At 63.1% G+C, this 25713-nt stretch carries 23 protein-coding genes and 2 tRNA genes; 12 read left to right on the plus strand and 13 right to left on the minus strand.

Features of this window, described 5'->3' with window-relative positions:
* Window positions 1-118 precede the first annotated feature (118 nt).
* Together AC54AG_RS01865 and AC54AG_RS01870 are read left to right on the plus strand one after the other, a co-directional pair.
* On the plus strand, window positions 119-595 hold the full coding sequence (locus AC54AG_RS01865) for a (2Fe-2S)-binding protein (protein WP_034754200.1): 477 nt from the start codon (window positions 119-121) through the stop codon (window positions 593-595).
* The gene (locus AC54AG_RS01870) at window positions 592-2898 is read left to right on the plus strand and encodes a xanthine dehydrogenase family protein molybdopterin-binding subunit (protein ID WP_496629359.1); all 2307 of its coding nucleotides are present in this window, start codon (window positions 592-594) and stop codon (window positions 2896-2898) included. Before AC54AG_RS01865 ends, AC54AG_RS01870 begins: the two co-directional genes overlap by 4 nt.
* Here the strand turns inward: AC54AG_RS01870 and AC54AG_RS01875 are convergent.
* A complete protein-coding gene (locus AC54AG_RS01875) occupies window positions 2895-4088 on the minus strand; it encodes an MFS transporter (protein WP_496629360.1) in 1194 nt (397 codons plus the stop codon). The two genes, AC54AG_RS01870 and AC54AG_RS01875, sit on opposite strands and share 4 nt — an antisense overlap.
* A gap of 110 nt (window positions 4089-4198) precedes the next feature.
* On the opposite strand from AC54AG_RS01875, the gene AC54AG_RS01880 reads away from it, so the two are divergent.
* Window positions 4199-4987 carry a helix-turn-helix transcriptional regulator gene (locus AC54AG_RS01880; RefSeq protein WP_496629361.1) on the plus strand — a complete coding sequence of 263 codons (789 nt, stop codon included), beginning with the start codon at window positions 4199-4201 and terminating at the stop codon, window positions 4985-4987.
* Window positions 4988-5057: 70 nt separating this feature from the next.
* Here the strand turns inward: AC54AG_RS01880 and AC54AG_RS01885 are convergent.
* A tRNA-Met gene (locus tag AC54AG_RS01885) sits at window positions 5058-5134 on the minus strand.
* Window positions 5135-5262: 128 nt separating this feature from the next.
* Window positions 5263-5339: transfer RNA gene (locus AC54AG_RS01890), tRNA-Met, on the minus strand.
* A gap of 185 nt (window positions 5340-5524) precedes the next feature.
* Between AC54AG_RS01890 and AC54AG_RS01895 the strand changes: the two genes are divergently transcribed.
* Genes AC54AG_RS01895 through AC54AG_RS01905 form a run of 3 tightly spaced genes read left to right on the plus strand, consistent with a single transcriptional unit; the run spans window position 5525 to window position 7608 of the window.
* Window positions 5525-6103, plus strand: coding sequence for an NUDIX hydrolase (locus AC54AG_RS01895; RefSeq protein WP_496629362.1), 579 nt, complete (start codon window positions 5525-5527; stop codon window positions 6101-6103).
* A gap of 11 nt (window positions 6104-6114) precedes the next feature.
* Window positions 6115-6831, plus strand: coding sequence for a leucyl/phenylalanyl-tRNA--protein transferase (gene aat, locus AC54AG_RS01900; protein WP_496629363.1), 717 nt, complete (start codon window positions 6115-6117; stop codon window positions 6829-6831).
* Between the two features lie 54 nt (window positions 6832-6885).
* Entirely contained in the window at window positions 6886-7608 is a 723-nt protein-coding gene (locus AC54AG_RS01905) for an arginyltransferase (protein WP_070301448.1), read from the plus strand.
* A 125-nt stretch (window positions 7609-7733) separates the two neighbouring features.
* On the opposite strand, the gene AC54AG_RS01910 is transcribed toward AC54AG_RS01905, so the two are convergent.
* Entirely contained in the window at window positions 7734-11045 is a 3312-nt protein-coding gene (locus AC54AG_RS01910) for a S41 family peptidase (protein ID WP_496629364.1), read from the minus strand.
* Window positions 11046-11248: 203 nt separating this feature from the next.
* Here AC54AG_RS01910 and AC54AG_RS01915 point away from each other — a divergent pair, with 203 nt between their 5' ends.
* From AC54AG_RS01915 to AC54AG_RS01925, 3 genes are all read left to right on the plus strand, one after another.
* A complete protein-coding gene (locus AC54AG_RS01915; protein WP_128142159.1) occupies window positions 11249-12298 on the plus strand; it encodes a quinone-dependent dihydroorotate dehydrogenase in 1050 nt (349 codons plus the stop codon).
* A complete protein-coding gene (locus tag AC54AG_RS01920; RefSeq protein ID WP_331777335.1) occupies window positions 12298-13344 on the plus strand; it encodes an aldo/keto reductase in 1047 nt (348 codons plus the stop codon). The genes AC54AG_RS01915 and AC54AG_RS01920 overlap by 1 nt, the downstream gene beginning before the upstream one ends.
* Window positions 13345-13640: 296 nt before the next feature.
* Complete coding sequence (locus AC54AG_RS01925) at window positions 13641-16043, plus strand: TonB-dependent receptor plug domain-containing protein (protein ID WP_496629365.1); 2403 nt, start codon at window positions 13641-13643, stop codon at window positions 16041-16043.
* An 84-nt stretch (window positions 16044-16127) separates the two neighbouring features.
* Here the strand turns inward: AC54AG_RS01925 and AC54AG_RS01930 are convergent, their stop codons facing one another.
* Window positions 16128-16679, minus strand: coding sequence for an FxDxF family PEP-CTERM protein (locus tag AC54AG_RS01930; protein WP_496629366.1), 552 nt, complete (start codon window positions 16677-16679; stop codon window positions 16128-16130).
* 397 nt (window positions 16680-17076) lie between these two features.
* On the opposite strand from AC54AG_RS01930, the gene AC54AG_RS01935 reads away from it, so the two are divergent.
* The 3 genes from AC54AG_RS01935 to AC54AG_RS01945 all read left to right on the plus strand — a co-directional run bounded on the left by AC54AG_RS01935 (window position 17077) and on the right by AC54AG_RS01945 (window position 18692).
* Window positions 17077-17655, plus strand: a complete 579-nt coding sequence (locus AC54AG_RS01935) for a hemerythrin domain-containing protein (RefSeq protein ID WP_175444482.1) — start codon at window positions 17077-17079, stop codon at window positions 17653-17655.
* 75 nt (window positions 17656-17730) lie between these two features.
* A complete protein-coding gene (locus tag AC54AG_RS01940; RefSeq protein ID WP_496629367.1) occupies window positions 17731-18342 on the plus strand; it encodes an immunity protein Imm33 domain-containing protein in 612 nt (203 codons plus the stop codon).
* Complete coding sequence (locus AC54AG_RS01945; RefSeq protein ID WP_496629368.1) at window positions 18339-18692, plus strand: MmcQ/YjbR family DNA-binding protein; 354 nt, start codon at window positions 18339-18341, stop codon at window positions 18690-18692. The genes AC54AG_RS01940 and AC54AG_RS01945 overlap by 4 nt, the downstream gene beginning before the upstream one ends.
* On the opposite strand, the gene AC54AG_RS01950 is transcribed toward AC54AG_RS01945, so the two are convergent.
* The 8 genes from AC54AG_RS01950 to AC54AG_RS01985 form a co-directional block, all read right to left on the minus strand.
* Window positions 18689-19621: a CysB family HTH-type transcriptional regulator gene (locus AC54AG_RS01950; RefSeq protein WP_070301441.1), complete on the minus strand. Its 933-nt coding sequence runs from the start codon at window positions 19619-19621 to the stop codon at window positions 18689-18691. The two genes, AC54AG_RS01945 and AC54AG_RS01950, sit on opposite strands and share 4 nt — an antisense overlap.
* Window positions 19622-19635: 14 nt before the next feature.
* A complete protein-coding gene (locus AC54AG_RS01955; RefSeq protein WP_034747519.1) occupies window positions 19636-20706 on the minus strand; it encodes a sulfate/molybdate ABC transporter ATP-binding protein in 1071 nt (356 codons plus the stop codon).
* 1 nt (window position 20707) lies between these two features.
* On the minus strand, window positions 20708-21634 hold the full coding sequence (cysW, locus tag AC54AG_RS01960) for a sulfate ABC transporter permease subunit CysW (RefSeq protein WP_070301500.1): 927 nt from the start codon (window positions 21632-21634) through the stop codon (window positions 20708-20710).
* Window positions 21631-22440: a sulfate ABC transporter permease subunit CysT gene (gene cysT / locus AC54AG_RS01965; RefSeq protein ID WP_099408869.1), complete on the minus strand. Its 810-nt coding sequence runs from the start codon at window positions 22438-22440 to the stop codon at window positions 21631-21633. Before cysT ends, cysW begins: the two co-directional genes overlap by 4 nt.
* A 342-nt stretch (window positions 22441-22782) precedes the next feature.
* Window positions 22783-23421: a peroxiredoxin gene (locus AC54AG_RS01970; RefSeq protein ID WP_034747512.1), complete on the minus strand. Its 639-nt coding sequence runs from the start codon at window positions 23419-23421 to the stop codon at window positions 22783-22785.
* Window positions 23422-23462: 41 nt separating this feature from the next.
* Entirely contained in the window at window positions 23463-24029 is a 567-nt protein-coding gene (locus AC54AG_RS01975) for an RBBP9/YdeN family alpha/beta hydrolase (protein WP_331776888.1), read from the minus strand.
* A 44-nt stretch (window positions 24030-24073) separates the two neighbouring features.
* The gene (locus tag AC54AG_RS01980; RefSeq protein ID WP_338679546.1) at window positions 24074-25078 is read right to left on the minus strand and encodes a sulfate ABC transporter substrate-binding protein; all 1005 of its coding nucleotides are present in this window, start codon (window positions 25076-25078) and stop codon (window positions 24074-24076) included.
* Between the two features lie 130 nt (window positions 25079-25208).
* Entirely contained in the window at window positions 25209-25592 is a 384-nt protein-coding gene (locus AC54AG_RS01985; protein WP_034747502.1) for a diacylglycerol kinase, read from the minus strand.
* Window positions 25593-25713 lie beyond the last annotated feature (121 nt).

The following is a 25713-nucleotide window of genomic DNA, read 5'->3' on the forward strand; positions in this document are numbered from 1 at the left end:
ACCGGGCCCCACTCCCTGCAGCGCATGGCGGCTGGTGCTACCATCCCCTACTGATGAGCTAATCCGTATGGCGGATGGCCGTCGCGCTTTCCGTACCAGCCCCCACAGAGGAATACACATGACGACCCTGACCATCAATGGCAAACAGCACGACCTTGCCCTGCCTGAAGACACGCCCCTGCTGTGGGCCCTGCGCGACGAACTGGGCATGACCGGCACCAAGTTCGGCTGCGGCATGGCCCTGTGCGGCGCCTGCACCGTGCACCTCGATGGTGTAGCCATCCGCTCCTGCGTGACGCCGGTGTCGGCCGCCGCCGGCAAGAAGATCACCACCATCGAAGCCGTGGGCGAAGACAAGGTCGGCCTGGCCTTGCAACAAGCGTGGCAGGAACACGGCGTGCCCCAATGCGGCTACTGTCAGGCCGGGCAGATCATGTCGGCCACGGCCCTGCTGCACAAGACGCCCAAGCCGAACGACCAGCAAATCCGCGAAGCGATGAGCGGCAATATCTGCCGCTGCGGCACCTACACGCGCATCCACGCGGCCATCAAGCAGGCCGCCACCAGCATCAACGCAAAAGGAGCGGCCAAATGAGCATCCATGACACTCCCGCCGTCCATTCGCCTGCGCGGCGCAACTGGCTCAAGGCCGCCGGCGCGCTGGCCGGTCTGACTCTGGTGGCAGGCCCTTCCGGCCTCGTGATGGCGGCCGACGCCGTCAAATATGGCGGTGACAAGATGGCCGGCGGCGTGGTCGACGACACCCTGGTCTTCCTGTCGGTGGCCGCCGATGGTATCGTCACCATTGTTGTGCACCGCTCCGAAATGGGCCAGGGCATCCGCACCAGCCTGCCCATGGTGGCGGCCGATGAACTGGGCGCCGACTGGGCGCAGGTGCGCGTGCAGCAGGCACCCGCCGACGAAGCGCGCTACGGCAGCCAGGATACGGACGGTTCGCGCAGCATGCGCCACTCGTTCCGCGCCATGCGCCACGTGGGCGCCACGGCGCGCCTGATGCTGGAAACGGCGGCCGCCGTGCGCTGGGACGTGCCAGTCACCGAGGTGAAAGCCGTCAACCATGCGGTCGTGCATGCGGCCAGCGGACGTTCGCTGTCGTTCGGCGCCCTGGCCGAGGAAGCGGCCAAATTGCCGGTGCCGCCACGCGCGCGCATCAGCCTGAAAACGGCGGACGAGCTGCGCTACATCGGCCAGACCAGCACGCGCGGTATCGACCTGCGCGACATCGTCACGGGCAATACCCACTTCGGCATCGACACGCGCCTCGATGGCATGGCGTATGCCGTCATCGCCCGTCCGCCCGTCTTCGGCGGCAAGCTGAAAAGCGTGGACAAGACGGCGGCCCTGAAAGTGCCTGGCGTGCTGCGCATCGTCGAACTGGCGGGCAGCCCGCCGCCGGCCATGTTCAATCCGCTGGGCGGCGTGGCCGTCATCGCTAAGAACACCTGGGCCGCCATCAAGGGCCGCGAAGCGCTGGTGCTGGAATGGGACGACGGCCCGAACGGCGATTACGACTCGAAAGCCTTCCGCAAGACGCTGGAAGCGGCCGTGCGCCAGCCGGCCAGCCCGGCGCGCGACCAGGGCAAGACGGTGGCTACCCTGGCCGCCGCTCCCGCCGCGCGCAAACTGAGCGCCGAATACTATCTGCCCCACCTGGCCCACGCCACCATGGAGCCGCCCGCCGCCACCGTGCGCATCGCCGGCGGCAAGGCCGAAGTGTGGGCCTGCGTGCAGGCGCCGCAAGCGACGCGCAGCAACGTGGCCAAGGCCCTGGGCTTGTCGTACGACGACGTCACCGTCCACGTGACCTTGCTGGGCGGGGGCTTCGGGCGCAAATCGAAACCCGATTTCGCCGTCGAGGCGGCGCTGCTGTCGAAGGCCATGGATGGCGCGCCCGTCAAGCTGACATGGACGCGCGACGACGACCTGCAGCACGACTATCTGCACACGGTGTCCGTCGAACGGCTGGAAGCGTCGCTCGACGCGAAAGGCATGCCGACGGCCTGGCTGCACCGCACAGCCGCGCCCACCATCACCTCGACCTTTGCCGCCGGCGCGAACAAGCAGGCGCCGTTCGAACTGGGCATGTCGGCCATCAACGTGCCGTTCGCTATTCCAAACGTCCGCGTCGAAGTGCCCGAAGTGCCGGCCCACACGCGCATTGGCTGGTTCCGTTCCGTGTCGAACATCCCGCACGCGTTTGCCATCCAGTCGTTCACGGCCGAACTGGCCCACGCGGCAAAGAAGGACCACCGCGACTACCTGCTGGCGCTCTTGGGTCCCGCGCGCAAGATCAATCCGGCCGACCTGTCCGACGGCTGGAACTATGGCGAAGACCCTGCGAAGTATCCGGTCGATATCGGCCGCATGCGCCACGTGATCGAGCTGGCGACGGCCAAGGCGGGCTGGGGCCGCAAGCTGCCCAAGGGACGGGGACTGGGCCTGGCCGTGTCCTACAGTTTCGTCACCTATGTGGCTGCCGTGATCGAAGTGGAGATCAATGCGGCCGGCGAAGTCATCGTGCCGAGAGTCGACATCGCCATGGATTGCGGCCCGCAGATCAACCCGGACCGCGTGCGCTCGCAGATCGAGGGCGCCTGCATCATGGGCCTGTCCTTGGCTATGAGCGGCGAGATCAGCTTTAAAAATGGCCGGGTGGAGCAAAGCAATTTCCACGACTACGCCGTGCTGCGCGCCGCCGACGCGCCGCGCGTGATCCACACGCATCTGGTGCCGGGCACCCTGGACATGGAGCTCGGCGGCGTGGGCGAACCGGCCACGCCGCCCATCGCCCCGGCCCTGTGCAACGCCATCTTCGCCGCCACGGGCAAGCGCATCCGCGCCCTGCCCGTGGGCATGCAGCTGGCGAAAAAGGCTTAAGTCCGCCGCGCGGCAGGCCACTGCAGCAGCAACGCCGCAGTGGCGACCAAGGCGGCGCCTGCCGCCAGCAGCCACATCGGCCAGTTGAGCAGGAGCAGCAGGCCGCCCGTGGCGGCGCCGATGGCGCTGCCCAGGTACAGCGCCGATTCGTTGAGGGCGATGGCCAGATTGCCGTCGCCCTGCCGCGCGCGCACGGCCAGCAGCCGCTGGTTTTGCGGCACTTGCAGGGCCCAGCCAGCCGCGCCCCACAGCGCGATCGGCGCAAGCATCAGCCAGGCCGACCAGCCGGCCGCCAGCGGCAGCGCGCACAAGGCCAGCGCCAGCAGCAGCAAGATCATGCAGGTCAGCTTCGGCGCCGCCACCTTGTCCGCCCATGGTCCGACCAGCACACTGCCCACGATCCCTCCCACGCCCCACGCCCACAGGAAGGGCGTGGCGGACATCGCCATACCGTTCGCGGACCACGCCAGCAGCGGCGCGATAAACGTGTACATGCCCAGGCTGGCGATGGCCGCCAGCAAGGACACGAGCAAGATGGCCAGCACCTGCCCATCGGCCAGCAAGGCCAGCTTGCGGCGCAGAGAAATCGCCGGTGCCGCCGGCAGCGCGGGCAGCTGCCACAGCAAGCCCGCCAGCGCCAGCCCGCCCAAAAGAGTCACCAGCCAGAGGGCCGCCGTCCAGCCCAGCTGCTGCGCCAGCAGCAAGCTCAATGGCACGCCCAGCACCGTGCCGCCCGCCATGCCGCCCATGATCACGCCGATGGCCTTGCCCCGCTGCTGCGGCGCCGACACGCCCGCCGCCGCCGCGATACCGAGCGCCAGGTAGACGCCGGCACCGATGCCCGCAATGGCGCGCCATGCGAGCAAACCGCTGAAACCGGACGCCAGCGCGCTAGCCCCATTCGCCAGCACGAACACACCCAAGGCGATCAAGAGGCCGGAGCGCTGCGCGCGCGCCGGCAGCAAGGCCACGGCCAAGGGCGAGCCGAGGCCATAGGCCAGGGTGAACGCCGTCACCAGTTGCGCGGCCATGGCCAGGGAAACGGAAAACGCCCCGGCGATCATCGACATCAGGCCCGCCGTCACATACGACGCCATGCCCAGCGCGAATGCGCCAATGGCGATCAGGTAGACGGTGGCGGGAAGCGCGGTGGTGTCAACTGCGGGAGCGCTGTGGAAAGAGTCAGACATGGGCAAGCCTTCGGAAAGAAAGCAGGCATTCTGGAATACAATATAAACAATTACAATTTAACTGTTTATGCTATTACTGATAGCAACAGGCTCACCGGAAAGACCGTACCATGCGCACTTTAGCCCGCACCCGCCACGAACTCGCCGCCTACCTGCAGGCGCGGCGTGCGCGCCTGTCGCCGGAAGACGTGGGCTTGCCCGGCGGAGGACGGCGGCGCACGCCCGGCCTGCGCCGCGAAGAAGTGGCGGCGCTGGCCGGCGTGGGGCTGACCTGGTACACGTGGCTCGAGCAGGGGCGCGACATCGGCGTCTCGAGCGCCTTTCTCGACAAGCTGGCCGAAGTGCTGAAACTGGACGCGGGCGAACGCCGCCACCTGTTCCTGCTCGCGCATGCGCGCCCGCCGGCCGAAGAAGGCAAGACGTTTTGCGTGGTGCCGCCACCGGTGCGCCGCCTGATGCACGAGCTGGCGCATCCGGCCTATGTGCTCAACCTGCGCTGGGACGTACTGGCGTTCAATGCGGGCGCCGACGCCCTGTTTGGTTTCGGCGCGCATGCCGCCTCGCGCCGCAATCTGCTATGGCTGTTGTTTACGGACCCGCTGCTGCGCTCACGCTCCACGGCCTGGGAAGAGCAGGCGCCGCTGATGCTGTCGAGCTTTCGCCGCGACTATGCGCGCGCCACGCAGGAAGCCGATATCCACGCGCTGGTGCAGGAACTGGAAAAAGTGTCACCCGAATTCAAGCTGTGGTGGCGCCGCCACGATGTACATGCGCCGTGTGCAGGCATGCGCCAGCTGACAATCGACGGCGAGCAGGTCGCCTATGAACACACCTCGCTGACCATCGATGCGGACCGCCACTTGCGCCTGGTCGTGTATGCGCGCCAGGCGCCGGAGTAAACGGGGCGCACAACGGGGCGCACAACGAAAAAACCGCTGGCCCTCTTGCGAGGAACCAGCGGCTTCGAATTGGTTGCGGGGACAGGATTTGAACCTGTGACCTTCGGGTTATGAGCCCGACGAGCTGCCAGACTGCTCCACCCCGCAGGCGAATTATATACCAGTTTGCTGCACTGCGGGGAGCTAATCTCGGCAGCGGGCTGGAAGAGCTGCATGGGCGGCTTGAGAATGAAAAAGCCGCTGATCTTTTGCAAGTATCAGCGGCTTTCCGGTATTGGTTGCGGGGACAGGATTTGAACCTGTGACCTTCGGGTTATGAGCCCGACGAGCTGCCAGACTGCTCCACCCCGCACAAGAATTATAAGGGCAAACGGGTGGCTTAGGCAATAGCTATCTCAAATTCAACCGTAATAGACCAATCTAATGAATAAGCGGGCGGCACGAGCGGCAGCCAATCGTGCCTGCGCTGCTCGCCACACGGCACGCAATCGGTGTACAGTAAGCGTTACACGAGACATCTCTTATCCTAAGCTGCCCATGAAATTCTGCTCCGAATGCGCCCATCCTGTCAGCCTGTCCATTCCGGAAGGCGACAACCGTCCCCGCTATGTGTGCGCCAACTGCGACGCCATCCATTACCAGAACCCGAAAATGGTGGTCGGCTCGATTCCCGTCTGGGAAGAAGATGGCCAGCTGCAGGTCTTGCTGTGCAAGCGGGCCATCGAGCCGCGCCTCGGCTACTGGACCCTGCCGGCCGGCTTCATGGAAAACGATGAAACGACGTCCGACGCGGCCGAACGCGAAACGGTGGAGGAAGCGGGCGCGAATATCGAACTGGGCCCCCTGTTTTCGCTGCTCAACGTGCAGCGCGTGCACCAGGTACACCTGTTCTACCTGGCGCGTTTGCGCGACCTCGATTTCGCGCCCGGCATCGAAAGCCTGGACGTGAAGCTGTTTACGGAAGCGCAGATTCCCTGGGATGACCTGGCCTTCCCCACCATCCGCGCCACCCTGGAACTGTTCTTTGCCGACCGCGTGAAAATCCGCGAAGGCGGCAGCTATGGCGTCCATACGGGCGACATCACGCGCCCGATGGCGCGCGCGGACGCAGAATAAGCAACCGCCGCATGATTCCCTGGCTCGACATCCACACCCCGTTCCCCGACGTCTCGCGCGCCCTGACCGACGAGGCGCCCGGCCTGCTGGCGGCCGGCGCCGACCTGTCGCCCGCGCGCCTGCTCGACGCCTACCGGCGCGGCATTTTCCCCTGGTTTTCCGAAGGCCAGCCCATCCTGTGGTGGAGCACCGATCCGCGCATGGTGCTGATGACGGAAGACTTCAAGGTTTCCGACAGCCTGGGCAAGGCGATCCGCAAGGTCGAGCGCAGTGCCGCCACGGACGGGCGCTGGCAGTTGCGCTTCGACGGCGATTTCGAGGCCGTCATGCGCGCCTGCGCGGCGCCGCGCAAGGATGGCCCGGGCACCTGGATTTCGGACGAAATCATCGCCGGCTACACGGGCTTGCACAAGCTGGGCTACGCGCATTCGTCGGAACTGTGGTTTGACGGTGAACTGGTGGGCGGCGCGTATGGGGTATCGATCGGTCGCATGTTCTATGGCGAATCGATGTTCGCCCGCGTTTCCGATGGCTCGAAGATCGCGCTGGCCCACCTCGTACGGTTTTTGCAGGCGCGCGGCGTGGCCATGATTGACTGCCAGCAAGAAACCAGACACCTGGCCTCGCTGGGCGCGGCGCCCATTTCGCGCGCGCGCTTCCTGGCCCATGTACGGATCGCCATTGAAGCAGCGCAAATCACCGATTGGCATGCTGCGCCACCGACGTAAAAAAGCTATGATAGCTCAAGGCACACCGCCGCGGACAGACCAGACAGGATCAGCATGACGCACCTGAACGAACTACCGTTTGCCACCCTGCAGTTCTACACGACGGCACCGTACCCGTGCAGCTACCTGGACGACCGCCAGGCCCGCTCGCAGGTGGCCACGCCTTCGCACCTGATCAACAGCGACGTGTATTCGGAACTGGTGCGCAACGGCTTTCGCCGCAGTGGCATTTTTACCTACCGCCCGTATTGCGATGGCTGCCAGGCCTGCATCCCCGTGCGCGTGGTGACGGGCGATTTCACGCCCAACCGCAACCAGCGCCGCGCCTGGAGCCGGCACGCCGGCCTGCAGGCGGGCGTGGCCACCCTGTCCTTCCTCGACGAGCACTACGAACTGTATCTGCGCTACCAGAGCACGCGCCACGCGGGCGGCGGCATGGACCAGGACAGCCGCGACCAGTATGCGCAGTTTTTGCTGCAAAGCCGGGTCAACACGCGCCTGGTGGAGTTCCGTGACCCCGACGGCATCCTGCGCATGGTCAGCATCATCGACGTGCTGGCCGATGGCCTGTCGTCCGTCTATACGTTCTTCGACCCGGACGTGCCGGGTGCCTCGTACGGCACCTACAACGTGCTGTGGCAGATCGCCCAGGCACGCGAACTGGGGCTGCCGTATGTGTATCTCGGCTACTGGATCGCGCAGAGCCCGAAGATGGCCTATAAAATCAACTTCAAGCCGCTGGAAGCGAGGATCAAAGGACAGTGGGTGGTGATGTAAAACCAGGCGCATGTCGCTGGGAGGGCAGTTGGTAGGTCGGATTAGCGCGCAAGCGCGTAATCCGACACCACCGGCGGCGCCAACAATATTGTCGGATTACGCTCCGCTAATCAGACCTACGCCTTTTATTTACTTTTATCCGGAAACGCCGGACGCTTGGGCAGCACGGGCGGATTCTTCGCCAGCTCGGCCTGGATCACTTCAATCGCTTTTTCCAGCTGCGGATCGCGGCCGGCGATGACGTCGGCCGGCGTTTGCTCGACTTCGATATCGGGCGGCACGCCTTCGTTTTCCACGCCCCAGCCGTTTTCGCGCGTCCAGAACGCCAGGTTCGGCGCCGTGATGGCGCCGCCATCCATCAGCACGGGGAAGCCGAGGATGCCCACCAGGCCGCCCCACGTGGCCTTGCCGATCAGCGGGCCCAAGTTATTTTTGCGGAACATCCACGGCAGCAGGTCGCCGCCCGAACCGGCCGTCTCGTCGATCAGCATGGCGCGCGGGCCCTGGATCGACGCGGACGGCGTCTTCATGTCGGCGCCGTAGCGCATGGTCCACCAGGCGATTTCCTTCTTCTGCAGGATCTCGATGTAGTAATCGGCCACGCTGCCGCCGCCATTGAAACGCTCGTCGACGATGATGGCCTGCCTGTCCGCCTGCGGGAAGAAATAGCGCTTGAAGTAGGTGTGGCCCAGGCCCGCCGTATTCGGCACGTACACGTACGCCACCTTGCCACCCGTGGCCGCATTGACCTTGCGCATATTGCCTTCGATCCAGTCGCGGTTGCGCAAGGCATCCTCGGTCGGCACGGGCACGACTGTGATCGTGCGCGCGCCCTTGCCGTCGGCCGATGGACCGACGGTCAGGTCGATGGCCTTGCCGGCCGTGTTCTCGAAGGCGCTGTACAAATTGGTGGGCGGCGCCAGCGGGCGGCTGTCGACGGCCAGCAGGTATTCGCCCGCCTTGACGTTCAGGCCCGGCTCCGTCAGCGGCGCGCGCAGGGCCGGGTTCCAGTTCAAGCCGCCATACACTTTCTTGAAGCGGTAATGGCCGTCGCTCACTTCATAGTCGGCGCCCAGGAGCCCCCCCGGCACCTTCTTCGCCTCGATAAAATCGTCACCGCCACCGCCGCGGTGATGGCCCACGGCCAGTTCGCTGCACATCCACTGGATCAGGCGGTTCAGGTCGGCGCGGCTCGACAGCTCAGGCAGGAACACGGCGTACTTGTCGCGCATGGCTTTCCAGTCCACGCCATGCATGCCCGGGTCATAGAAATAATCGCGGTTGATGCGCCACACTTCGTTGAAAATCTGCGTCCATTCGGCGCGCGGGTCGGCTTTTACTTCGATGGCGTCGACCTTGATCTTGCCTTCGCCCGGCATCAGCAGCTTGCCCGTGGCGGAACCCATGGCCCAGTTATCCTTCTGGCGGTACAGCAGCTTCTTGCCGTCGGCCGAGACCTCGAAATCGTCGGCCTCCGCGACCACGGTTTCCGCCTTGCGCTCCTTCAGATCGAAGCGCTGCACGGCCTTCTTGCCATCGCTTTCGCGCAGCAAAAAGATCTGCCCGGCGGCGCCGGCAGCCAGGCTGGAAAACTGCGCGGCCGGCAGCGGCAAGTCGACGATGCGCGTGGCGATGCCGTCGAAGTCGATGCTGATCGGCGCCACCGGTGCGACTACCACTTTCGGATCGTCGCGGCCCGTCTTCGGATCGATCTTCGGTTCAGTCTTCGGCTCCGCTTCCGCCTTCGCCGTGTCTTTTTTACTCTCCGTGCTGGCGGCCTTTTCCTCGTCGCTTTCCTTGATCAGGGGCGACGGCAAGTCGCGCCGCAACACGGCCATCCACACGGTGCGCGTCACCAGATTGTCTTCGTTCTGCTGCGAGAACCAGTTGTTGCTGGGGCCCGCATTCGTCGACGCGAAGAAGTACAGGTACTTGCCGCTCTTGTCGAACACAGGTTCGGCCACGTCGGACAGGCCATCGGTCACCGGCATCGACTTGTTCTGCTCGACGGAATAGATGTAGGCGCTGCGCGTGTAGGTGGGCGAGTTGAGCGTGTAGGCCAGCCAGCGCGAGTCGGGCGCCCATGAGGCGCGCATGCTCTTGTCGACGCCATACATCGGTTCCGTGGCGACCTTCTGCACCTTGCCCGTGCCGACGTCGATCACATACATGCTCCAGCCATTGTCGGCAAACGCGATCTTCCTGCTGTCGGGCGACCAAACGGCGTTGTCATAGAAGCCGCTGCCATTGAGCTTGAACTTGCGCACCGCGCCCTTGCCATCCTGCGCCCGCACATGCAGTTCATATTCGCCCGACTCGTCCGAGAAATATGCGACCGAGCGGCCATCGGGCGACCAGATCGGCGTGCGCTCGTGGGCGCCGGCCGTCTGCGTCAGGTTGCGCACGTCGCCCTTGTCGGCGGGGATGGTGACGATCTCGCCCCGGTACTCGAAGGCGATGCGCGCGCCCGATGGCGAGATCGACGCGTCGCGGATGTATTTCGCATTCTTGACCCAGCGTGGGCGCGTCTGTCCCAGGTCGCTGGCCACGGCGATGGTCAGCTTGTGCGCCTGGCCGCTGGCGATGTCGAACGCGTGCAGATAGCCGGCCTGCTCGTAGACGATGGTGCCGTTCGCGGCCGACGCGTTCAGCACGGGGAAGTCCGCATGCCGCGTCAGCTGGCGCACGGCCTTCGTTTTCACGTCGTAGGCGAACAGGTTGAATTCGCCATTGCGGTCGGAGCGGAAGTACACGGTGTCCTTGATCCACATGGGATCGACGTCGTTCGAGCGCGTCGTCGGCTGGGGGATTTTCTCGATCGATTTGTCGCTGGACGAAAATAGCCACAACCAGGAATTGGTGCCGCCCCGGTAGCGCTTCCACTGCTTGAAGGCGGGCGCCAGCGGGTTGTACGCGATGCGCTTGCCATCGGGCGAATACGTGGCGCGCGAGGCATTCGGAATTTCCAGCTGCGTTTCCACGCCGCCCGCCACCGGCACCGTAAACAGCTTCTGGAAGCGGTTGTTGAAGGCGGCGCGGGGCGAGGTAAACATCACGGACCGGCCATCGGGCGTGAACGACTGCGCCAGGTCCACGCCCGGGTGGAAGGTCAGGCGGCGCGGCACGCCGCCGGCCGCCGCGATCACATACACGTCGATATTGCCGTCGATATTCGCGCTATACGCGATCAGGCTGCCGTCGGGCGAAAACACGGGGTTGGACTTGTCGCCCAGGTCCGAGGTCAGGCGCCGCGCGCCGCCGCCATCGAGGTTCGACAGCCACAAATCGCCCGCATAGATGAAGGCGATGTGGCGGCTGGAGACGGCCGGTTCGCTCAGCATGCGGGTGTCTTGCGTATTGGGCAGGGCCAGGGCCGGGTGGCTCAGCAGCAGTGCGCTGGCGGCCGCGATGGCCGTCAAGATGCGTGTCTTTTTCAATCGATGTCTCGCTTATGAAGTCAACAGAACAGAGAAAAAACAGGAAGGTCGGCGGCCCGATGCGAATTATGAATGAATTAATGTTGCATTAGACCAAAGAGAACTATACACCCGGCAGCCGCGCGGAACACGGTAAAATACGGCACTTATTTCGCGCGCCGCCAGCCCTTCCCGGCAGCCCGCACACCTACTCAAAGCGCCCCATGTCTGAAAAATTCCTGTACTCCCTCGCCCGCCCGCTGCTGTTCTCGATGGATGCCGAAGCGGCCCACCATCTCACCCTGCCCGCCCTGAAACGCGCCAGCGCGCTGGGCCTGACGAAGCTGGCCGGCAAACCGGCGGCGGACCCGCGCACGGTGATGGGCATCACCTTCCCCAACCCGGTCGGCCTGGCCGCCGGTCTGGATAAGGATGGCGCCTACATCGACGCGCTGGCCGACCTGGGTTTTGGTTCCATCGAAGTGGGCACCGTCACGCCGCGCGCGCAGGCGGGCAATCCGAAACCGCGCATGTTCCGCCTGCCGCAGGCGCAGGGCATCATCAACCGCATGGGTTTCAATAATGGCGGCGTGGACGCCTTTGTCGCCAACGTGCAGGCGTCGAAGTTCTACCAGAACCGCGCGGGCGTGCTGGGCCTGAACATCGGCAAGAACGCCGACACGCCCATCGAGCGCGCGGCCGACGATTACCTGCTGTGCCTTGAAAAAGTCTACCCGTATGCCAGCTATGTGACGGTGAACATCTCGTCGCCGAACACGAAGAATTTGCGCCAGTTGCAGGGCGCGTCCGAACTCGACGCCCTGCTGTCGCAGCTCAAGGAAGCCCAGGCACGCCTGGCGGACAAGCACAAGCGCTACGTGCCGCTGGCCCTGAAAATCGCGCCGGACATGGATGGCGAACAGGTGAAAAGCATCGCCGAGTCGCTCACGCGCCACCAGATCGACGGCGTCATCGCCACCAACACGACCCTGTCGCGCAGCGCCGTCGAAGGCATGCCGCACGGCGCGGAAGCGGGCGGCCTGTCGGGCGCGCCCGTGTTCGAACTGTCGAACAATGTCATCCGCTTGCTGAAAGCGGAACTGGGCGACGCCTTGCCCATCATCGGCGTGGGCGGCATCATGCAGGGCCTGGACGCCGTGGCCAAGTTCGAGGCTGGCGCGCAGCTGGTGCAGCTGTACAGCGGCCTGATCTACGCGGGCCCCGCCCTGATCAAGGATTGCGCCCGCGCGTTGCGCGGCAAGCAGGCGAAATGATCGACAAGGTCAAGCTGGGTTCCAGCAGCCTGGAAGTGAGCACGATCTGCCTGGGCACGATGACCTTCGGCGAGCAGAATAGCGAAGCCGAAGCGCACAGCCAGCTCGATTACGCGCTGGAACGCGGTATCAACTTCATCGACACGGCCGAGATGTATCCGGTGATGGCCAGCGCGCAAACGCAGGGCAGCACCGAGCGCTACATCGGCAGCTGGCTGAAGAAAAGCGGCAAGCGCGGCCAGATCGTGCTGGCCAGCAAGGTGGCCGGGCCGAACTCGCGCATGCACTGGATACGCAATGGCAAGACGGACCACGACGCCGTCAACATCCGCGCCGCCGTCGAGGACAGCCTGCGCCGGCTGCAGACGGAGCACATCGACCTGTACCAGTTGCATTGGCCCAGCCGCAACCTGCCCATCTTCGGCGCCAGCGTGTACAACCCGCGCAAGGAACACGCGTCGGTCGCCATCGAAGACACGCTGGCCGTGCTGGGCAAGCTGGTCGACGAGGGTAAGATCGGCCACATCGGCGTGTCGAACGAATCGTCGTGGGGCGTGTGCGAATACATCAAGCAGGCCGAGCTGAAGGGCTTGCCGCGCATCGCCTCGATCCAGAACCTGTACAACCTGACGGCACGCCATTTCGAGACGAGCTTGCTCGACGAAACCTGCCACCGGGAAAATGTCAGCTTGCTGGCCTACAGCCCGCTGGCGTTCGGCCAGCTGACGGCGAAATACCTCGACAATCCGCAAGCCAGGGGCCGCCTGACGATTTTCCCGCCCGGCTGGAGTCCACGCTACGTGCGCCCCGCTACCATAGCGGCAGCCGCCCAGTATGCGGCGCTGGCCCGCGCGCACGGCTTGACGCCGGCGCAGCTGGCCCTGGCCTGGTGCTACTCGCGCTGGTTCGTGGCCTCGACCATCATCGGCGCCACCAGCGTGGCGCAGTTGCAGCAAAATATCGACGCCCATCAAGTCAGCCTGTCGCCAGACCTCGTGGCGGCCGTCGACGCCATCCACGCCAGCCTGCCCAACCCTGGGCAGTAAGCGCGCTCCGTCTGGCGGCGCAGGCCGCCGCCAGGCTTCCCACTCTCATCGCAGATAGTCGTATTTATACAACAGCTGGCAATTTACTGCTGTGCAGCATTGCGGCCTTGCCTTGCCCGGTCGTATGCTGGAAACGAGGCCATATGCGCTACTCGCGCCATGTTGACGTCTTTCAGATATTTATTGCATATCGATAGACAGAACGATTCGTAAGCACGCCGCGTGCCCACTGTTAATCTGATTGCATCATCGGACCGCCATGGTCCGCGCAACCACCAACCGAAGAGATATCGTCGATGAGTTCAAGCACCGCCCGCTCCCAGCTTCCCGCCCTCCCCGTCAAAACCGTTATCGCCGTCAGCCTGGTCGCCTGCTTCAGCCTGCCGATGCAGGCGCAAGCGCAGCAAGAGCTGCCGGCCGAAGGCGAATTGCAATCGGTGGTAGTCACCGGCACCTTCGCCAAGAACCGCCGCACCATCGATTCCGAATCGCCGATCGACATCCTCACCTCGCGCGACCTGCAAAGCACGGGTTCGGGCGAACTGGCGACCGTGCTGGCGCGCCTGCTGCCATCGCTGAACTTTGCCCGCGCCACGGGCGCCGACGCCAGCGACGCCGTGCGTCCGGCCCAGCTGCGCGGCCTGTCGCCCGATCAGACCCTGGTGCTGGTGAACGGCAAGCGCCGCTACACGTCGGCCGTCGTCAACGTCAACGGTTCGCTGGGCCGCGGCTCGGCGCCCGTCGACCTGAACGCCATCCCGCTGGCCGCCATCGACCACGTGGAAGTGCTGCGCGATGGCGCGGCGGCCCAGTACGGTTCCGACGCGATTGCCGGCGTAATCAACATCATCCTGAAAAAAGGCGCGGCCGGCGGCGACGTCGAAGTGGGCTATGGCCAGACGCAGGAACGCGACGGCAAGCAGAAATCCATCAAGGGCTCGGCCGGCTTCGCGCTGGGCGACGACGGCTGGGTGCGCGTCTCGGCGGAAGTGGCGGAACGCGATCCGACCAACCGCGCCGGCGCCGACTTCCGCAATCCGCTGGAGCCGCGCTACGGCAAGGTCAACCAGCGCTATGGCGATCCGGAAAGCAAGCCGGCGACGATTTTCATCAACAGCGAATACCGCATCAACGACAACATCGACTGGTACGCCTTCGGCAACTATGGCAAGCGCGACACGTCGGCCGCCGCCACCTGGCGCACGGCCTACAACGGCACCGCCCTGCGCACGCCGCTGTTCCCGGAAGGCTTCTTGCCGCTGCAAAACAGCACCCTGACGGACCAGTCCATCGTCACGGGCTTGCGCGGCGAGGCGGCCGGCTGGCGCTGGGATGCCAGCCTGAACTACGGCAGCAACAAGTTCGAACTGGACCTCGACAACACGGTCAACCAGTCGCTGGGCGCGAACAGCCCCACGCATTTCTATGCCGGCTCGCTGAAAAACGAACAGACCGTATTCAACCTCGATGCGGCGCGCGAGTTCCCCGTCTCCTACTTTACGGGCCCGCTGACGGTAGCCGTGGGCGCCGAAGCGCGCCATGAAAAGTACAGCATCGGCGCTGGCGACGAGGCGTCGTACACGGGCGGCGGCTCGCAAGGCTTTGCCGGCTTCCGTCCTGCCAACGCGGGCAGCCACTCGCGCCACAACGAGTCGATCTATGTGAACCTGGAAGCGGAAGCGACGAAGAAACTGTCGGGCGGCGTGGCCCTGCGCCATGAGCGCTACAGCGATTTCGGCAGCACCACCTCGGCCAAGGGTTCCGCACGCTATGCGTTCACGGATGCCCTGTCCCTGCGCGGCACGGTGTCGAGCGGCTTCCGCGCGCCATCGCTGGCGCAGCAGTACTACACCATCACCACCACCAACTTCCAGGTCGTCAACGGCGTCAACACGCCGATCGAGACGGGTACCTTCGCCGTCAACACGCCGCAGGCGCGCGCCCTCGGTGCACAGGATCTGAAACCGGAAAAGGCCCGCAACTACAGCCTGGGCCTGCAGTTCCAGCCTAACCGCAACTTCACGACGACGGTGGATGCCTACCGCATCGACATCGACAACCGCATCCTGTTCTCGGCCAATCTGGTCCTCAACAATGCATTGAAAAGCGTCCTGGCCGCGCAAGGCACGCCTGTGGGCTCGGGACGCTATTTCACCAACGCCGTCGACACGCGCACGGAAGGCGTCGACATCGTCAGCACCTACCGCATCGACCTGCAGGACAAGGACCGCCTCGACCTCACCGTGGCGTACAACCACAACAAGAGCAAGGTACAGAAAATCGCCGACAATCCGGCCATTCTGACGGCCAACAACCTGAAACTGATCGACCGCCAGAGCATCGACCGCATCACGGTGGCGTCGCCGAAGGACAAGTTCAGCCTGGCCGCCGACTACGGTTTCGGCATCTGGAATGCGCATGGCGTCGTGACGCGCTACGGCAGCTTCACCGTGCCGCAGAACGACGTCAAGCTGGACCAGACGTATGACCCGCAATGGGTGCTGGACGTGTCCGGTTCCGTGAAACTGGGCAAGAACTGGCGCCTCGTGGCTGGCATCGACAACGTGACCAACCGCTACCCGGCGCAAGTGACGAGCGCCGGCAACCTGAACGTCAACGGTACCCAGCCCTACAGCATCTTCGCGCCGAACGGTTTCAACGGCCGCTACTACTACGCCAAGGCTGGCTATAGCTGGTAAATAACGCTCTGCCATGCAAAAAGCCCGGAACGCACAGTGCGTTTCCGGGCTTTTTCACGTCTTGCGCCCGCAGGCGCATCAGGCTCAGGCGCGGCGGCGGCGCGCGGCAAAACCGACCAGGCCCAGGCCCAGCAGCATCATGCCGTAGGTCGCTGGCTCAGGCACGGCCGAGACCGAGTTGAACGCGCGGAAATTGCTCAGGCCACGCGGCAGGTTAGCAATGCTGAAAACCGTATTGGCGGCCAGCGGCGTATCCCAGTGGAACAACAGTTCGCCACGGCCATAATGCACGGCCAGGTAGTCGAAGCTGGAGTTGACAGTGAACGAACCGGACTTGCTGCTGACCAGGTCGCCCTGGGCGGCCAAGACCAGCGAACCGGTGCCGCTCGATGGCAGACCAAATTTGCTGCTGACCAAGCTCTTGATGGCGGCCGCACTTTGCGCGCCCGACGGGTTGGCGCCGTCAAAGACCCAGACCGAGTCCGCTGCCACGCTGCCGTAGGTGACGGTCTTGCTGCCCACAGCGAAGCCGCTCATGGCAGGATCGGTAATTTCCACCCAGCTCGCAGCTTGGGCCAGTGGCGCCAGGCAAGCCGAGACAGCAAGGCAGAGACCCAGTACAGCACGTTTAGTCATGTTCATAGTTTCCCCTATTGATGAATTTCAAAAATTACAATGTTGTTTATATTTTTATTACGCTTCTTTGCGATTGGACAAAAGATATCATTCAGGAAATCAAAATGCAATAAAAGAAACATCTTGAGTCATTGAAAATTTCAATCGGTCTCATGCATTGAATGCATTAGCCTGCTTTGCGTAGTGTCATGCTTCGTACAACCGGGACGACGAAACCTGCTGACTGGATGGAAGTGTTGTTAATGCACACAGACGCATGCGCCGTTCAGGCAAGCCCGGCCGACTTTATCGCACGCCGTCTTGCGCCAGCGCAGACAAACGCCATGCTTCCTGCCGGACGGCCCCTCGCCGCGCCCTATCATGCATGCTCCTGCCGACATCCATCACGGAGCACGCCATGCTGACTTTAAGCAAATTGAGTCCCTCCATCACCGACATGATCCGCTTCGACCATAGCCACGTGCTGCTGGCCTTCCATCAGTACACCACCAGCAAAAAACCTGCCGTCAAAAAAGCCCTGGCAGAAACCATCTGTAGCGCACTGGACATCCACGCGCAGCTGGAAGAGGAAATTTTCTATCCGCAGATGCGCCAGCTGGACGGCGATGCCGCGGTTCGCCAGAAAAGCGTGCCAGAGCACCAGGAAATGCGCCGCCTGATCGCCGAATTGCGCGCGACCGATGCGGCGACCACGCGCCATGACACCCTGCTGCTGGAAATGATGCGCGGCGTGCTGCACCATGTCGCCGATGAAGAAACCGTGCTGCTGCCGGAAGCCGAGACGCAGCTGACAGCAAGGCGCTTGAGCGAGCTGGGCGCACAGATGACTCAGCGCCGCATGGCCCTGGTCAAGCCGCAAGCGGGCAAGATCGCCGCCAATACGCTGGTCGGTTTTTCCAGCAGCACCACGGCCTGGGTCATGGGCGCGGCCGGCGTACTGCTGGCGGCCAGGCTGTTTGCCCGCAAGGCAGCCTGAACTGGCGTGGGGAGTAGCCAGGCCGGCGGGCAATCAGCTACCATGGGAGCTCTTCGACTCCGATGACGGACCACCATGCCCAGCTGGCACCTGGCCGACGCCGCCGAACTGGCGGCGCGCCATCCCTATACTTTTTATAAATCGCCGCCCGAGGCCATCGCCCAGGTGCGCCCCGGCGAAGTGGTCAAGCTGATCTTCGCCTTCCACAGCGACGACCCGCAAGCGCCGGGTGCCGAGCGCATGTGGGTGCTGGTCGATACGGTCGAGCCGTATGGGCACTTCACCGGCAAGCTCGACAACATGCCCGGCTACATCGCCGATTTGCAGGCGAAAGACCCCATCGCCTTCACGGCGCGCCACATCATCAATACCCAGCACGACGATGATGATAACCTCGTCAACCGCTACGCGGGCCTGTGCTTCGTGACGAAAAAAGTGCTGGAAGACGGCGCGCCCGTCGGCTATCTCTACCGCGAGGAACCGGACAACGACGACGACAGCGGCTGGCGCTTCACGGCCAACGACGAAAGCGACGACTACATGAACGACAGCGCCAACGTGGCCCTCGTATCGGTGGGCGCCGTGCTCAGCGTGGACGATCGTTGTATTGCGCTGCTGGATTCTCCGGCCGGATCGGCCTATGCCTTCGACCACAACACGCAACAATTCATGGCGGTGGACGAATGACAACAGATGAACTGAAGCAATTTTGCGCGGCCCTGCCCGGCGCGCAAGCAGTGCTGCATGGCCCGCCGTCGAACATCCTCGTGTGTGAAGTGAGCGGCAAGAAATTTGCCTATTTCAAGACCAGCGCACCCGAGCAGTGGCGCTTCAGCCTGCGGGTCAGCGCCGAGCGCTTTATCGAACTGACGGACATGCCCGGCGTCAAACCGGCCCGCTACATGGGCCGCTTTCACTGGGTGACCATCGTCGACGTGGCGCGCTTCCCCGCCGATTACCTGGCGGAACTGGTGCAAGATAGCCACGCGCGCGCCGTGGCCAGCCTGACGCGCACGCAGCGGGCGGCCATCGCCTAGAGCGCTTCCTCTCCCGCCATGGCGCGGTCGATGTCTTCGCGCGTCAAGTCCGGCGCCAGCTGCAGGATGAACTCGTAGGCGTAGGCGCGCAGGTAGGCGCCGCGCCGCACGGCCAGGCGCGTCGTGTTGGTGGCGAACAGGTGCGACGCTTCCACGGCCCTTAGCCCCTTGTCGCGGCCATGATCGAAGGCCATCGAAGCCACGATGCCCACGCCCAAGCCCAGCGCCACGTACTGCTTGATGACGTCCGAATCCATGGCCGTCAAAATGATGTCGGTCGTCACGCCCGCCTTGGCGAATGCATCGTCGATATGGCCGCGTCCCGTGAACCCCTTGTCGTAGGTGATCAACGGGTATTTCGCCAGGTCTTCCAGGCGGATCGGCGAGTGCTCGAGCAGCGGGTGGCCGTCCGGCACGACGATCAGATGGCTCCAGCGGTAGCACGGAAACGACACGAGGTCGGGAAACTGGCTCAAGCCTTCCGTGGCGATGCCGATATCGGTCTTACCCGACAGCACCCATTCCGCGATGTGTTCGGGCGCGCTTTGCTGCAGCGCGATGCGGACCTCGGGGAAAGCGGCGCGGAAGCCCTGCACCACTTTCGGCAACGCATAGCGCGCCTGTGTGTGCGTGGCCGCCACGGATAACGTCCCGCTGGTCTGGCCGCTGTATTCGAGACTGGCCTGCTGCAGGTTTTCCGCCTCGATCAACAGGCGGTCGACGATCTTCAGGATGCCCTTGCCCGGCTCCGTCAAACCCGTCAAGCGCTTGCCGTTGCGCTCGAAAATCACCACGCCCAGCTCGTCCTCGAGTTCGCGGATTTGCCGGCTCACGCCCGGCTGCGACGTGAACAGGGCGTTGGCCACTTCCGTCAGGTTATAGCCGCGGCGGGCCGCTTCGCGGATCGAACGCAGTTGTTGAAAATTCATAGTGTCCCAGCCTCTCAGGTTCTTGTCGGTTCAACGAATACGTGCAGACGTTTCGGGCGGACAACTAACGTCTCGCCTTCTTTCAGCTGCAGATGCGTAAAACGCTCGTTCGACATCACCGCTTCGATCAGCTCGCTGTTATCGACGCGCTGCAAGTCCAGCTGGGCCAGCGGACCGATGGCATGCGCGCGGCTCAGCTTGACGACGATGCCTTCCGCGCCCTGCGTGTAGCGGTCGATTTCCAGGTCATGCGGCCGCACATAAGCCGTGCCCTTGCTGTCGCTCACGCCCGCATAATCAGGCACCTCGAAGCTGGCGTCGCCGGTGGCCATCACGCCGTCATGCACGCGGCCGTGGAACAGGTTGACGTTGCCGAGGAAGCCGTAGACGAACGGGGACGCCGGGTGGTTGTAGACTTGCTCAGGGGAACCGAGTTGCTCGACGGTGCCCTTGTTCATCAGCACGACCTGGTCGGCCACTTCCAGCGCTTCTTCCTGGTCGTGCGTGACGAAAATGCTGGTGACGTGCAAGTCGTCATGCAGGCGGCGCAGCCAGCGGCGCAATTCCTTGCGCACCTTGGCATCGAGAGCGCCGAACGGTTCATCGAGCAGCAGCACGCGCGGCTCCACGGCCAAGGCGCGCGCCAGGGCGATACGCTGGCGTTGTCCGCCCGACAACTGCGGCGGATAGCGGTCGGCCAGCCAGTCCAGCTGCACCAGTTCCAGCAAATCCTTGACCTTGCGGCGGATCTGGTCTTCCGACGGGCGCTCGCTGCGCGACTTCACGCGCAAGCCGAAGGCCACGTTTTCAAACACGGTCATGTGCTTGAACAGCGCATAGTGTTGAAAAACGAAACCGACTTGTCGCTCGCGCACGTGGCGGTTCGACGCATCTTCCGCGTCCAGCAGCACTTGCCCGCTGTCCGGATGTTCGAGGCCGGCAATGATGCGCAGCAAGGTGGTCTTGCCGCAACCCGAAGGGCCCAGCAGGGCCGTCAATTCGCCGGCGGGAAAGTCCAGCGAGATATTGTCGAGGGCGACGAAATCGCCAAAACGCTTGTGGATGTTTTTAACTGCGATGGTCATGTCAGTGCTCCGTAGAACGTAAGGCGGAATCGTCGGCGTCGCTCTCGTTCAAACGCCACTCAATGAAAGCTTTCAAGGCCAGGGTCACCAAGGCCAGCAAGGCCAGCAGGGAGGCGACGGCAAATGCGGCGGCGAAGTTGTACTCGTTGTACAGAATCTCCACTTGCAGCGGCATGGTGTTCGTTTCGCCGCGGATATGGCCGGAGACCACGGACACGGCGCCGAACTCGCCCATGGCGCGGGCGTTACACAGGATCACGCCATACAGCAGACCCCACTTGATATTCGGCAAGGTGACTCGGCGGAAAGTGTTCCAGCCCGACGCGCCCAGCACGATAGCGGCCTCTTCCTCTTCGCTGCCCTGCGACTGCATCAGCGGGATCAATTCACGCGCGACGAACGGGAAGGTGATGAAGATGGTGGCCAGCACGATGCCGGGCACGGCAAACAAAATCTTGATGTCGTGCGCCTGCAGCCACGGGCCGAACCAGCCCTGGGCGCCAAACATCAGCACATAGATCAGGCCGGAAATGACGGGCGAGACGGAAAACGGCAAGTCGATCAGGGTCAGCAAGATGCTCTTGCCGCGGAACTCGAACTTGGCGATGCACCAGGAAGCGGCCACGCCGAATACCAGGTTCAGCGGCACGGCGATGGCGGCCGTGATCAGGGTCAATTTAATCGCGGAAATCGCGTCCGGATCAATGATGGCGGCGATATACGCTTCCCAGCCCTTCTTGAACGCTTCCGCAAACACGGCCACCAGGGGCACGATGAGGAAGGCTGTCAGGAACAGCAAGGCGATGGTGATCAATACCGTTCGTACCCACAATGGTTCCAGCACAACGGGGCCGACATTCGGTTCGAAGCGGCGCGCTGTCGGCAGCGCCTTGTCCACGCCAGCGGCGGCAGTCGTATTCGTACTCATGATTTCTTCGCCTTTCCGCGCGTCCATGCTTGAAGCAAGTTAATCGTCAACAACAGCAAAAAGGAGACCACCAGCATCACCACGGCGATGGCCGTGGCGCCTGCGTAATCGTATTGTTCCAGCTTGGTAATAATGAACAGCGGCGTGATTTCCGACACCATCGGCATATTGCCGGCGATAAAGATCACGGAACCGTACTCGCCCGTGGCGCGGGCAAAGGCCAGCGCAAAGCCCGTCAGCAAGGACGGCAAGATCGTGGGGAAGATGACGCGGATAAACGTTTGCAGGGAATTGGCGCCCAGGCTGGCGGCCGCTTCTTCCAGTTCCTTTTCCGCGTCTTCCAGCACCGGTTGCACAGTGCGCACGACAAAGGGCAAGCCGATGAAGGTCAGCGCCACCACCACGCCCAGCGGCGTAAACGCCACCTTGATGCCCAGCACGCCTTCGATGAACTGGCCGAACCAGCCGTTCGACGAATACAGGGCCGTCAGGGTGATGCCGGCCACGGCCGTCGGCAAGGCGAACGGCAAGTCGACCAGCGCGTCGATGATGCGCTTGCCGGGGAATTTATAACGCACCAGCACCCAGGCCAGGATGCCGCCAAACACCACGTTCAACAGGGCGGCGATCAACGACGCGCCAAACGTCAGGCGGTAGGACGCCATCACGCGGTCGGACGTGACGGCGCTGAAGAAGGCGTCCCATGTCATGGTGAAGGTCTTCAGGAACACCGACGACAGCGGGATGAGAACGATCAGGGCCAGGTAAAAGAGCGTGAAGCCCAGAGACAGCTTAAACCCCGGCATGACCCGAAACGGCGCTCCGCGCGCCTTGAGCGGTGCTGCTGATGCTGCAGACATAGAAACCCCTTCTTATTACATTTTTGAGTTATAGGGCGCAATAATCACATGCAACCGTTATAAAAAGAACTAACCATTTCTCATTTGCTTAGATGGATTTTGCATACTTGCTGGCGGAATCTATGGGCGAAAAAAAGGGGTCGGACCCTGCGGGTCCGACCCCGGCTTTTGGGGTGGGGTTGGGGTGGGCACACACTTAACCCAACACCTTGACGGCTGGGGTCAGACCCGACGGGGAAATGCGTCCTAGTAGGACGCATTTCAATCGCGAAGCGACTGACCCCGTTCTTACTTGTTCGGCTGCGGCGTCAGACGAAGATAAGGTTTCGCTGCCGTAAACCCCTTCGGATACTTCTGCTTGATCACGTCCGGATCTTGCACAGTCAATGGAATGATGACGTCGTCGCCGTCTTTCCAGTTGCCTGGCGTGGCCACCGTATAGCCGTCCGTCAGTTGCAAGGCGTCGATGACGCGCAGGATTTCATTGAAGTTGCGGCCCGTGCTCAGCGGGTACGTGAGGATCAGCCGCACTTTCTTGTTCGGGTCGATGATGAAGACGGAGCGCACGGTGGCCGTGACGGACTGTTCCGGGTGGATCATGTCGTACAGCACCGACACTTTCTTGTCGACGTCGGCGATGATGGGGAAGCCCACGACCGTGTTTTGCGTCTCTTCGATATCCTTGATCCAGCTCTTGTGCGACTCGGCCGCGTCCACGGACAGGGCGATGGCCTTTACGTTGCGCTTGTCGAATTCCGGCTTGAGCTTGGCCGTCAAGCCCAGTTCCGTCGTGCATACGGGGGTAAAGTCGGCCGGATGGGAAAACAGCACCACCCAGGAATTGCCCGCCCACTCGTGGAACTTGAGCGGGCCTATCGAGCTGTCTTGTTCAAAATCAGGGGCGACATCGCCCAGGCGTAAAGTCATCGTGATCTCCTGTGAGGTTGTGTATCGGGATGTTGGTCGAATCAGGCTGCCTGACGGTGGCGCTTGTCGCTTTGCGCCAGATCAAACAGCGTTTGCAATTGCGCCTGGCCGTAGACCCAGTCGCCAAGGCGCGACTCGGCGTTGATATGGCCCAGCGCACCGCCATCAATATACTTGCAATTCCAGCGCCGTGCCCACTGCGCCGCGTGTTCGGCCGTCATCCACGGATCGGTCTGGCTGGCGATCAGGATGCCGGGGCAAGGCAGCCGCTTTTGCGGCAATGCCTTCGCCACGCCAAACTTGTCGGGATCGGCTGGTCCCACCAGCAGCACGCCGGCCACGCCCTGCGGATCGCGCGCCAGGCTGTGCGCCGTCGTCAGGCAGCCGAAGCTGTGGGCGACGATCAGGGTCGGGCGCGCATCCTGCCGCCGCACCTGGTCCAGCCGCGCCGACCAGGTGGCCAGGTCGGGCGCGTTCCAGTCGCCCTGCTCGACCCGCTCGAATTGCGGATACAGGCGCTGCCAGCGGCTCTGCCAATGCTCGGGACCGCTGTTATGCAAGCCCGGCACGATCAGTACCCGGTAATCGGAAAAGCTGCGCAGCGCCATGATGTGTCCTTTTAGTAACGGTCTGGCAATCGTGCCATCCGGTATTACTTAGGCTGGTAGATCTGGTCGAAGATGCCGCCGTCGGCAAAGTGCGCCTTCTGTGCAGCCGTCCAGCCGCCCGCCACTTGCTCGATGGTGAACAGGTTGACCTTGGCGAACTGCGACGCGTATTTCTTCGCCGCCTTGTCCGTTGCCGGACGGTAGTAATTCTTCGCGATGATGTCTTGCGCTTCATCCGTGTACAGGTAGTTCAGGTAAGCCTCGGCCACCTTGCGCGTGCCATGCTTGTCGGCAAACTTGTCGACGACGGCGACGGGCGGCTCGGCCAGGATGCTGACGGATGGCGTGATGATGTCGAACTTGGTCGGGCCCAGTTCCTTGACGGCCAGGTAAGCCTCGTTTTCCCAGGCGATCAGCACGTCGCCGATGCCGCGCTCAACAAAAGTGGTGGTGGCGCCGCGCGCGCCGGAATCGAGCACGGGCACGTTTTTATACAGCTTGCCGAGGAAATCCTTGGCCTTCGCTTCGTTGCCGCCCGGCTGGCGCAGCGCGTAACCCCACGCAGCCAGATGGTTCCAGCGGGCGCCGCCCGAGGTTTTCGGATTCGGCGTGATGACGGAGACGCCTGGCTTGATCAGGTCGTTCCAATCCTTGATGCCTTTCGGGTTGCCCTTGCGCACCAGGAAGACGATGGTCGAGGTGTAAGGCGAGCTGTTGTGCGCCAAGCGCTTTTGCCAGTCGCCGGCCAGCAGCTTGTGCTCGGCCAGCGCATCGATGTCATAGGCCAGGGCCAGGGTGACGATATCCGCCTCCAGGCCGTCGATGACGGCGCGCGCCTGCTTGCCCGAACCACCGTGCGATTGCTTGATCTTGACGTTGTCGCCCGTCTTGCCTTTCCACTCCTTGGCAAACGCCGTATTCACATCCTGATACAGCTCGCGCGTCGGGTCGTACGACACGTTGAGCAGGGTGATATCGGCAGCCTGCGCCGTTTGCAGAATGGCAAACGCGCTGATGGCGGCGGCAATGATGATTTTTTTCGACAGCATCTAAGATCCCCGTGTGGTTGAACTTGCAGAGCCACCAGATTACGGCGCCATGGCCGCAAAGAGAACGAAGCGTTTCGCCGTTTGATATGCGTTTTTCACATATGGACGGCGCGCAACGGGGATTTAGCAGTTAATAAAAACGGTTAAACAAAATGACGGCCCAGGTGGCGAAGGCCAGGATGCAGGTCAGCAGCACGGCGGCGCTACCAAAGTCCTTGGCGTTTTTCGACAGCGGATGACGTTCGAGCGAAATGCGGTCAACCACGGCTTCAATTGCCGAATTGATCAGTTCGACGATCAGCACCAGCAGCAGCACGCCGATCAGCACCAGCTTTTCAAACGCGGAAACGCGCAGCAGCAAGGCGATCACCGTGCCGACGACGAACAGGCCCAGTTCCTGCCGGAACGCATGTTCGTGGCGCCAGGCCGCTTTCAAGCCATCGAGCGAGTAGAAAAAGGCGGAGAAAATCCGTTTCAAGCCGCTTTTGCTCTTGAATTCATTTACAGGTTGCATAGTTTTCCATGGTTCAAAGCACATGCTATCCACGCATTATGACGGGCACAATAGGGATTGTGACAATTTATTCGCTATCTATCTCGGAACATTTCACTATTTTTTCACATCATGGTATAAA

The sequence above is a fragment of the Janthinobacterium sp. BCJ23 genome (assembly GCF_059617945.1).

What these genes read in the sequence shown, in the direction of transcription:
- AC54AG_RS01865 (WP_034754200.1), top strand. Translation starts at nt 119, where the DNA reads ATGACGACCCTGACCATCAATGGCAAACAGCACGACCTTGCCCTGCCT.
- AC54AG_RS01870 (WP_496629359.1), top strand. Translation starts at nt 592, where the DNA reads ATGAGCATCCATGACACTCCCGCCGTCCATTCGCCTGCGCGGCGCAAC.
- AC54AG_RS01875 (WP_496629360.1), bottom strand. Translation starts at nt 4,088, where the DNA reads ATGTCTGACTCTTTCCACAGCGCTCCCGCAGTTGACACCACCGCGCTT.
- AC54AG_RS01880 (WP_496629361.1), top strand. Translation starts at nt 4,199, where the DNA reads ATGCGCACTTTAGCCCGCACCCGCCACGAACTCGCCGCCTACCTGCAG.
- AC54AG_RS01895 (WP_496629362.1), top strand. Translation starts at nt 5,525, where the DNA reads ATGAAATTCTGCTCCGAATGCGCCCATCCTGTCAGCCTGTCCATTCCG.
- aat (WP_496629363.1), top strand. Translation starts at nt 6,115, where the DNA reads ATGATTCCCTGGCTCGACATCCACACCCCGTTCCCCGACGTCTCGCGC.
- AC54AG_RS01905 (WP_070301448.1), top strand. Translation starts at nt 6,886, where the DNA reads ATGACGCACCTGAACGAACTACCGTTTGCCACCCTGCAGTTCTACACG.
- AC54AG_RS01915 (WP_128142159.1), top strand. Translation starts at nt 11,249, where the DNA reads ATGTCTGAAAAATTCCTGTACTCCCTCGCCCGCCCGCTGCTGTTCTCG.
- AC54AG_RS01925 (WP_496629365.1), top strand. Translation starts at nt 13,641, where the DNA reads ATGAGTTCAAGCACCGCCCGCTCCCAGCTTCCCGCCCTCCCCGTCAAA.
- AC54AG_RS01930 (WP_496629366.1), bottom strand. Translation starts at nt 16,679, where the DNA reads ATGACTAAACGTGCTGTACTGGGTCTCTGCCTTGCTGTCTCGGCTTGC.
- AC54AG_RS01935 (WP_175444482.1), top strand. Translation starts at nt 17,077, where the DNA reads ATGCTGACTTTAAGCAAATTGAGTCCCTCCATCACCGACATGATCCGC.
- AC54AG_RS01940 (WP_496629367.1), top strand. Translation starts at nt 17,731, where the DNA reads ATGCCCAGCTGGCACCTGGCCGACGCCGCCGAACTGGCGGCGCGCCAT.
- AC54AG_RS01945 (WP_496629368.1), top strand. Translation starts at nt 18,339, where the DNA reads ATGACAACAGATGAACTGAAGCAATTTTGCGCGGCCCTGCCCGGCGCG.
- AC54AG_RS01950 (WP_070301441.1), bottom strand. Translation starts at nt 19,621, where the DNA reads ATGAATTTTCAACAACTGCGTTCGATCCGCGAAGCGGCCCGCCGCGGC.
- AC54AG_RS01955 (WP_034747519.1), bottom strand. Translation starts at nt 20,706, where the DNA reads ATGACCATCGCAGTTAAAAACATCCACAAGCGTTTTGGCGATTTCGTC.
- cysW (WP_070301500.1), bottom strand. Translation starts at nt 21,634, where the DNA reads ATGAGTACGAATACGACTGCCGCCGCTGGCGTGGACAAGGCGCTGCCG.
- cysT (WP_099408869.1), bottom strand. Translation starts at nt 22,440, where the DNA reads ATGCCGGGGTTTAAGCTGTCTCTGGGCTTCACGCTCTTTTACCTGGCC.
- AC54AG_RS01970 (WP_034747512.1), bottom strand. Translation starts at nt 23,421, where the DNA reads ATGACTTTACGCCTGGGCGATGTCGCCCCTGATTTTGAACAAGACAGC.
- AC54AG_RS01975 (WP_331776888.1), bottom strand. Translation starts at nt 24,029, where the DNA reads ATGGCGCTGCGCAGCTTTTCCGATTACCGGGTACTGATCGTGCCGGGC.
- AC54AG_RS01980 (WP_338679546.1), bottom strand. Translation starts at nt 25,078, where the DNA reads ATGCTGTCGAAAAAAATCATCATTGCCGCCGCCATCAGCGCGTTTGCC.
- AC54AG_RS01985 (WP_034747502.1), bottom strand. Translation starts at nt 25,592, where the DNA reads ATGCAACCTGTAAATGAATTCAAGAGCAAAAGCGGCTTGAAACGGATT.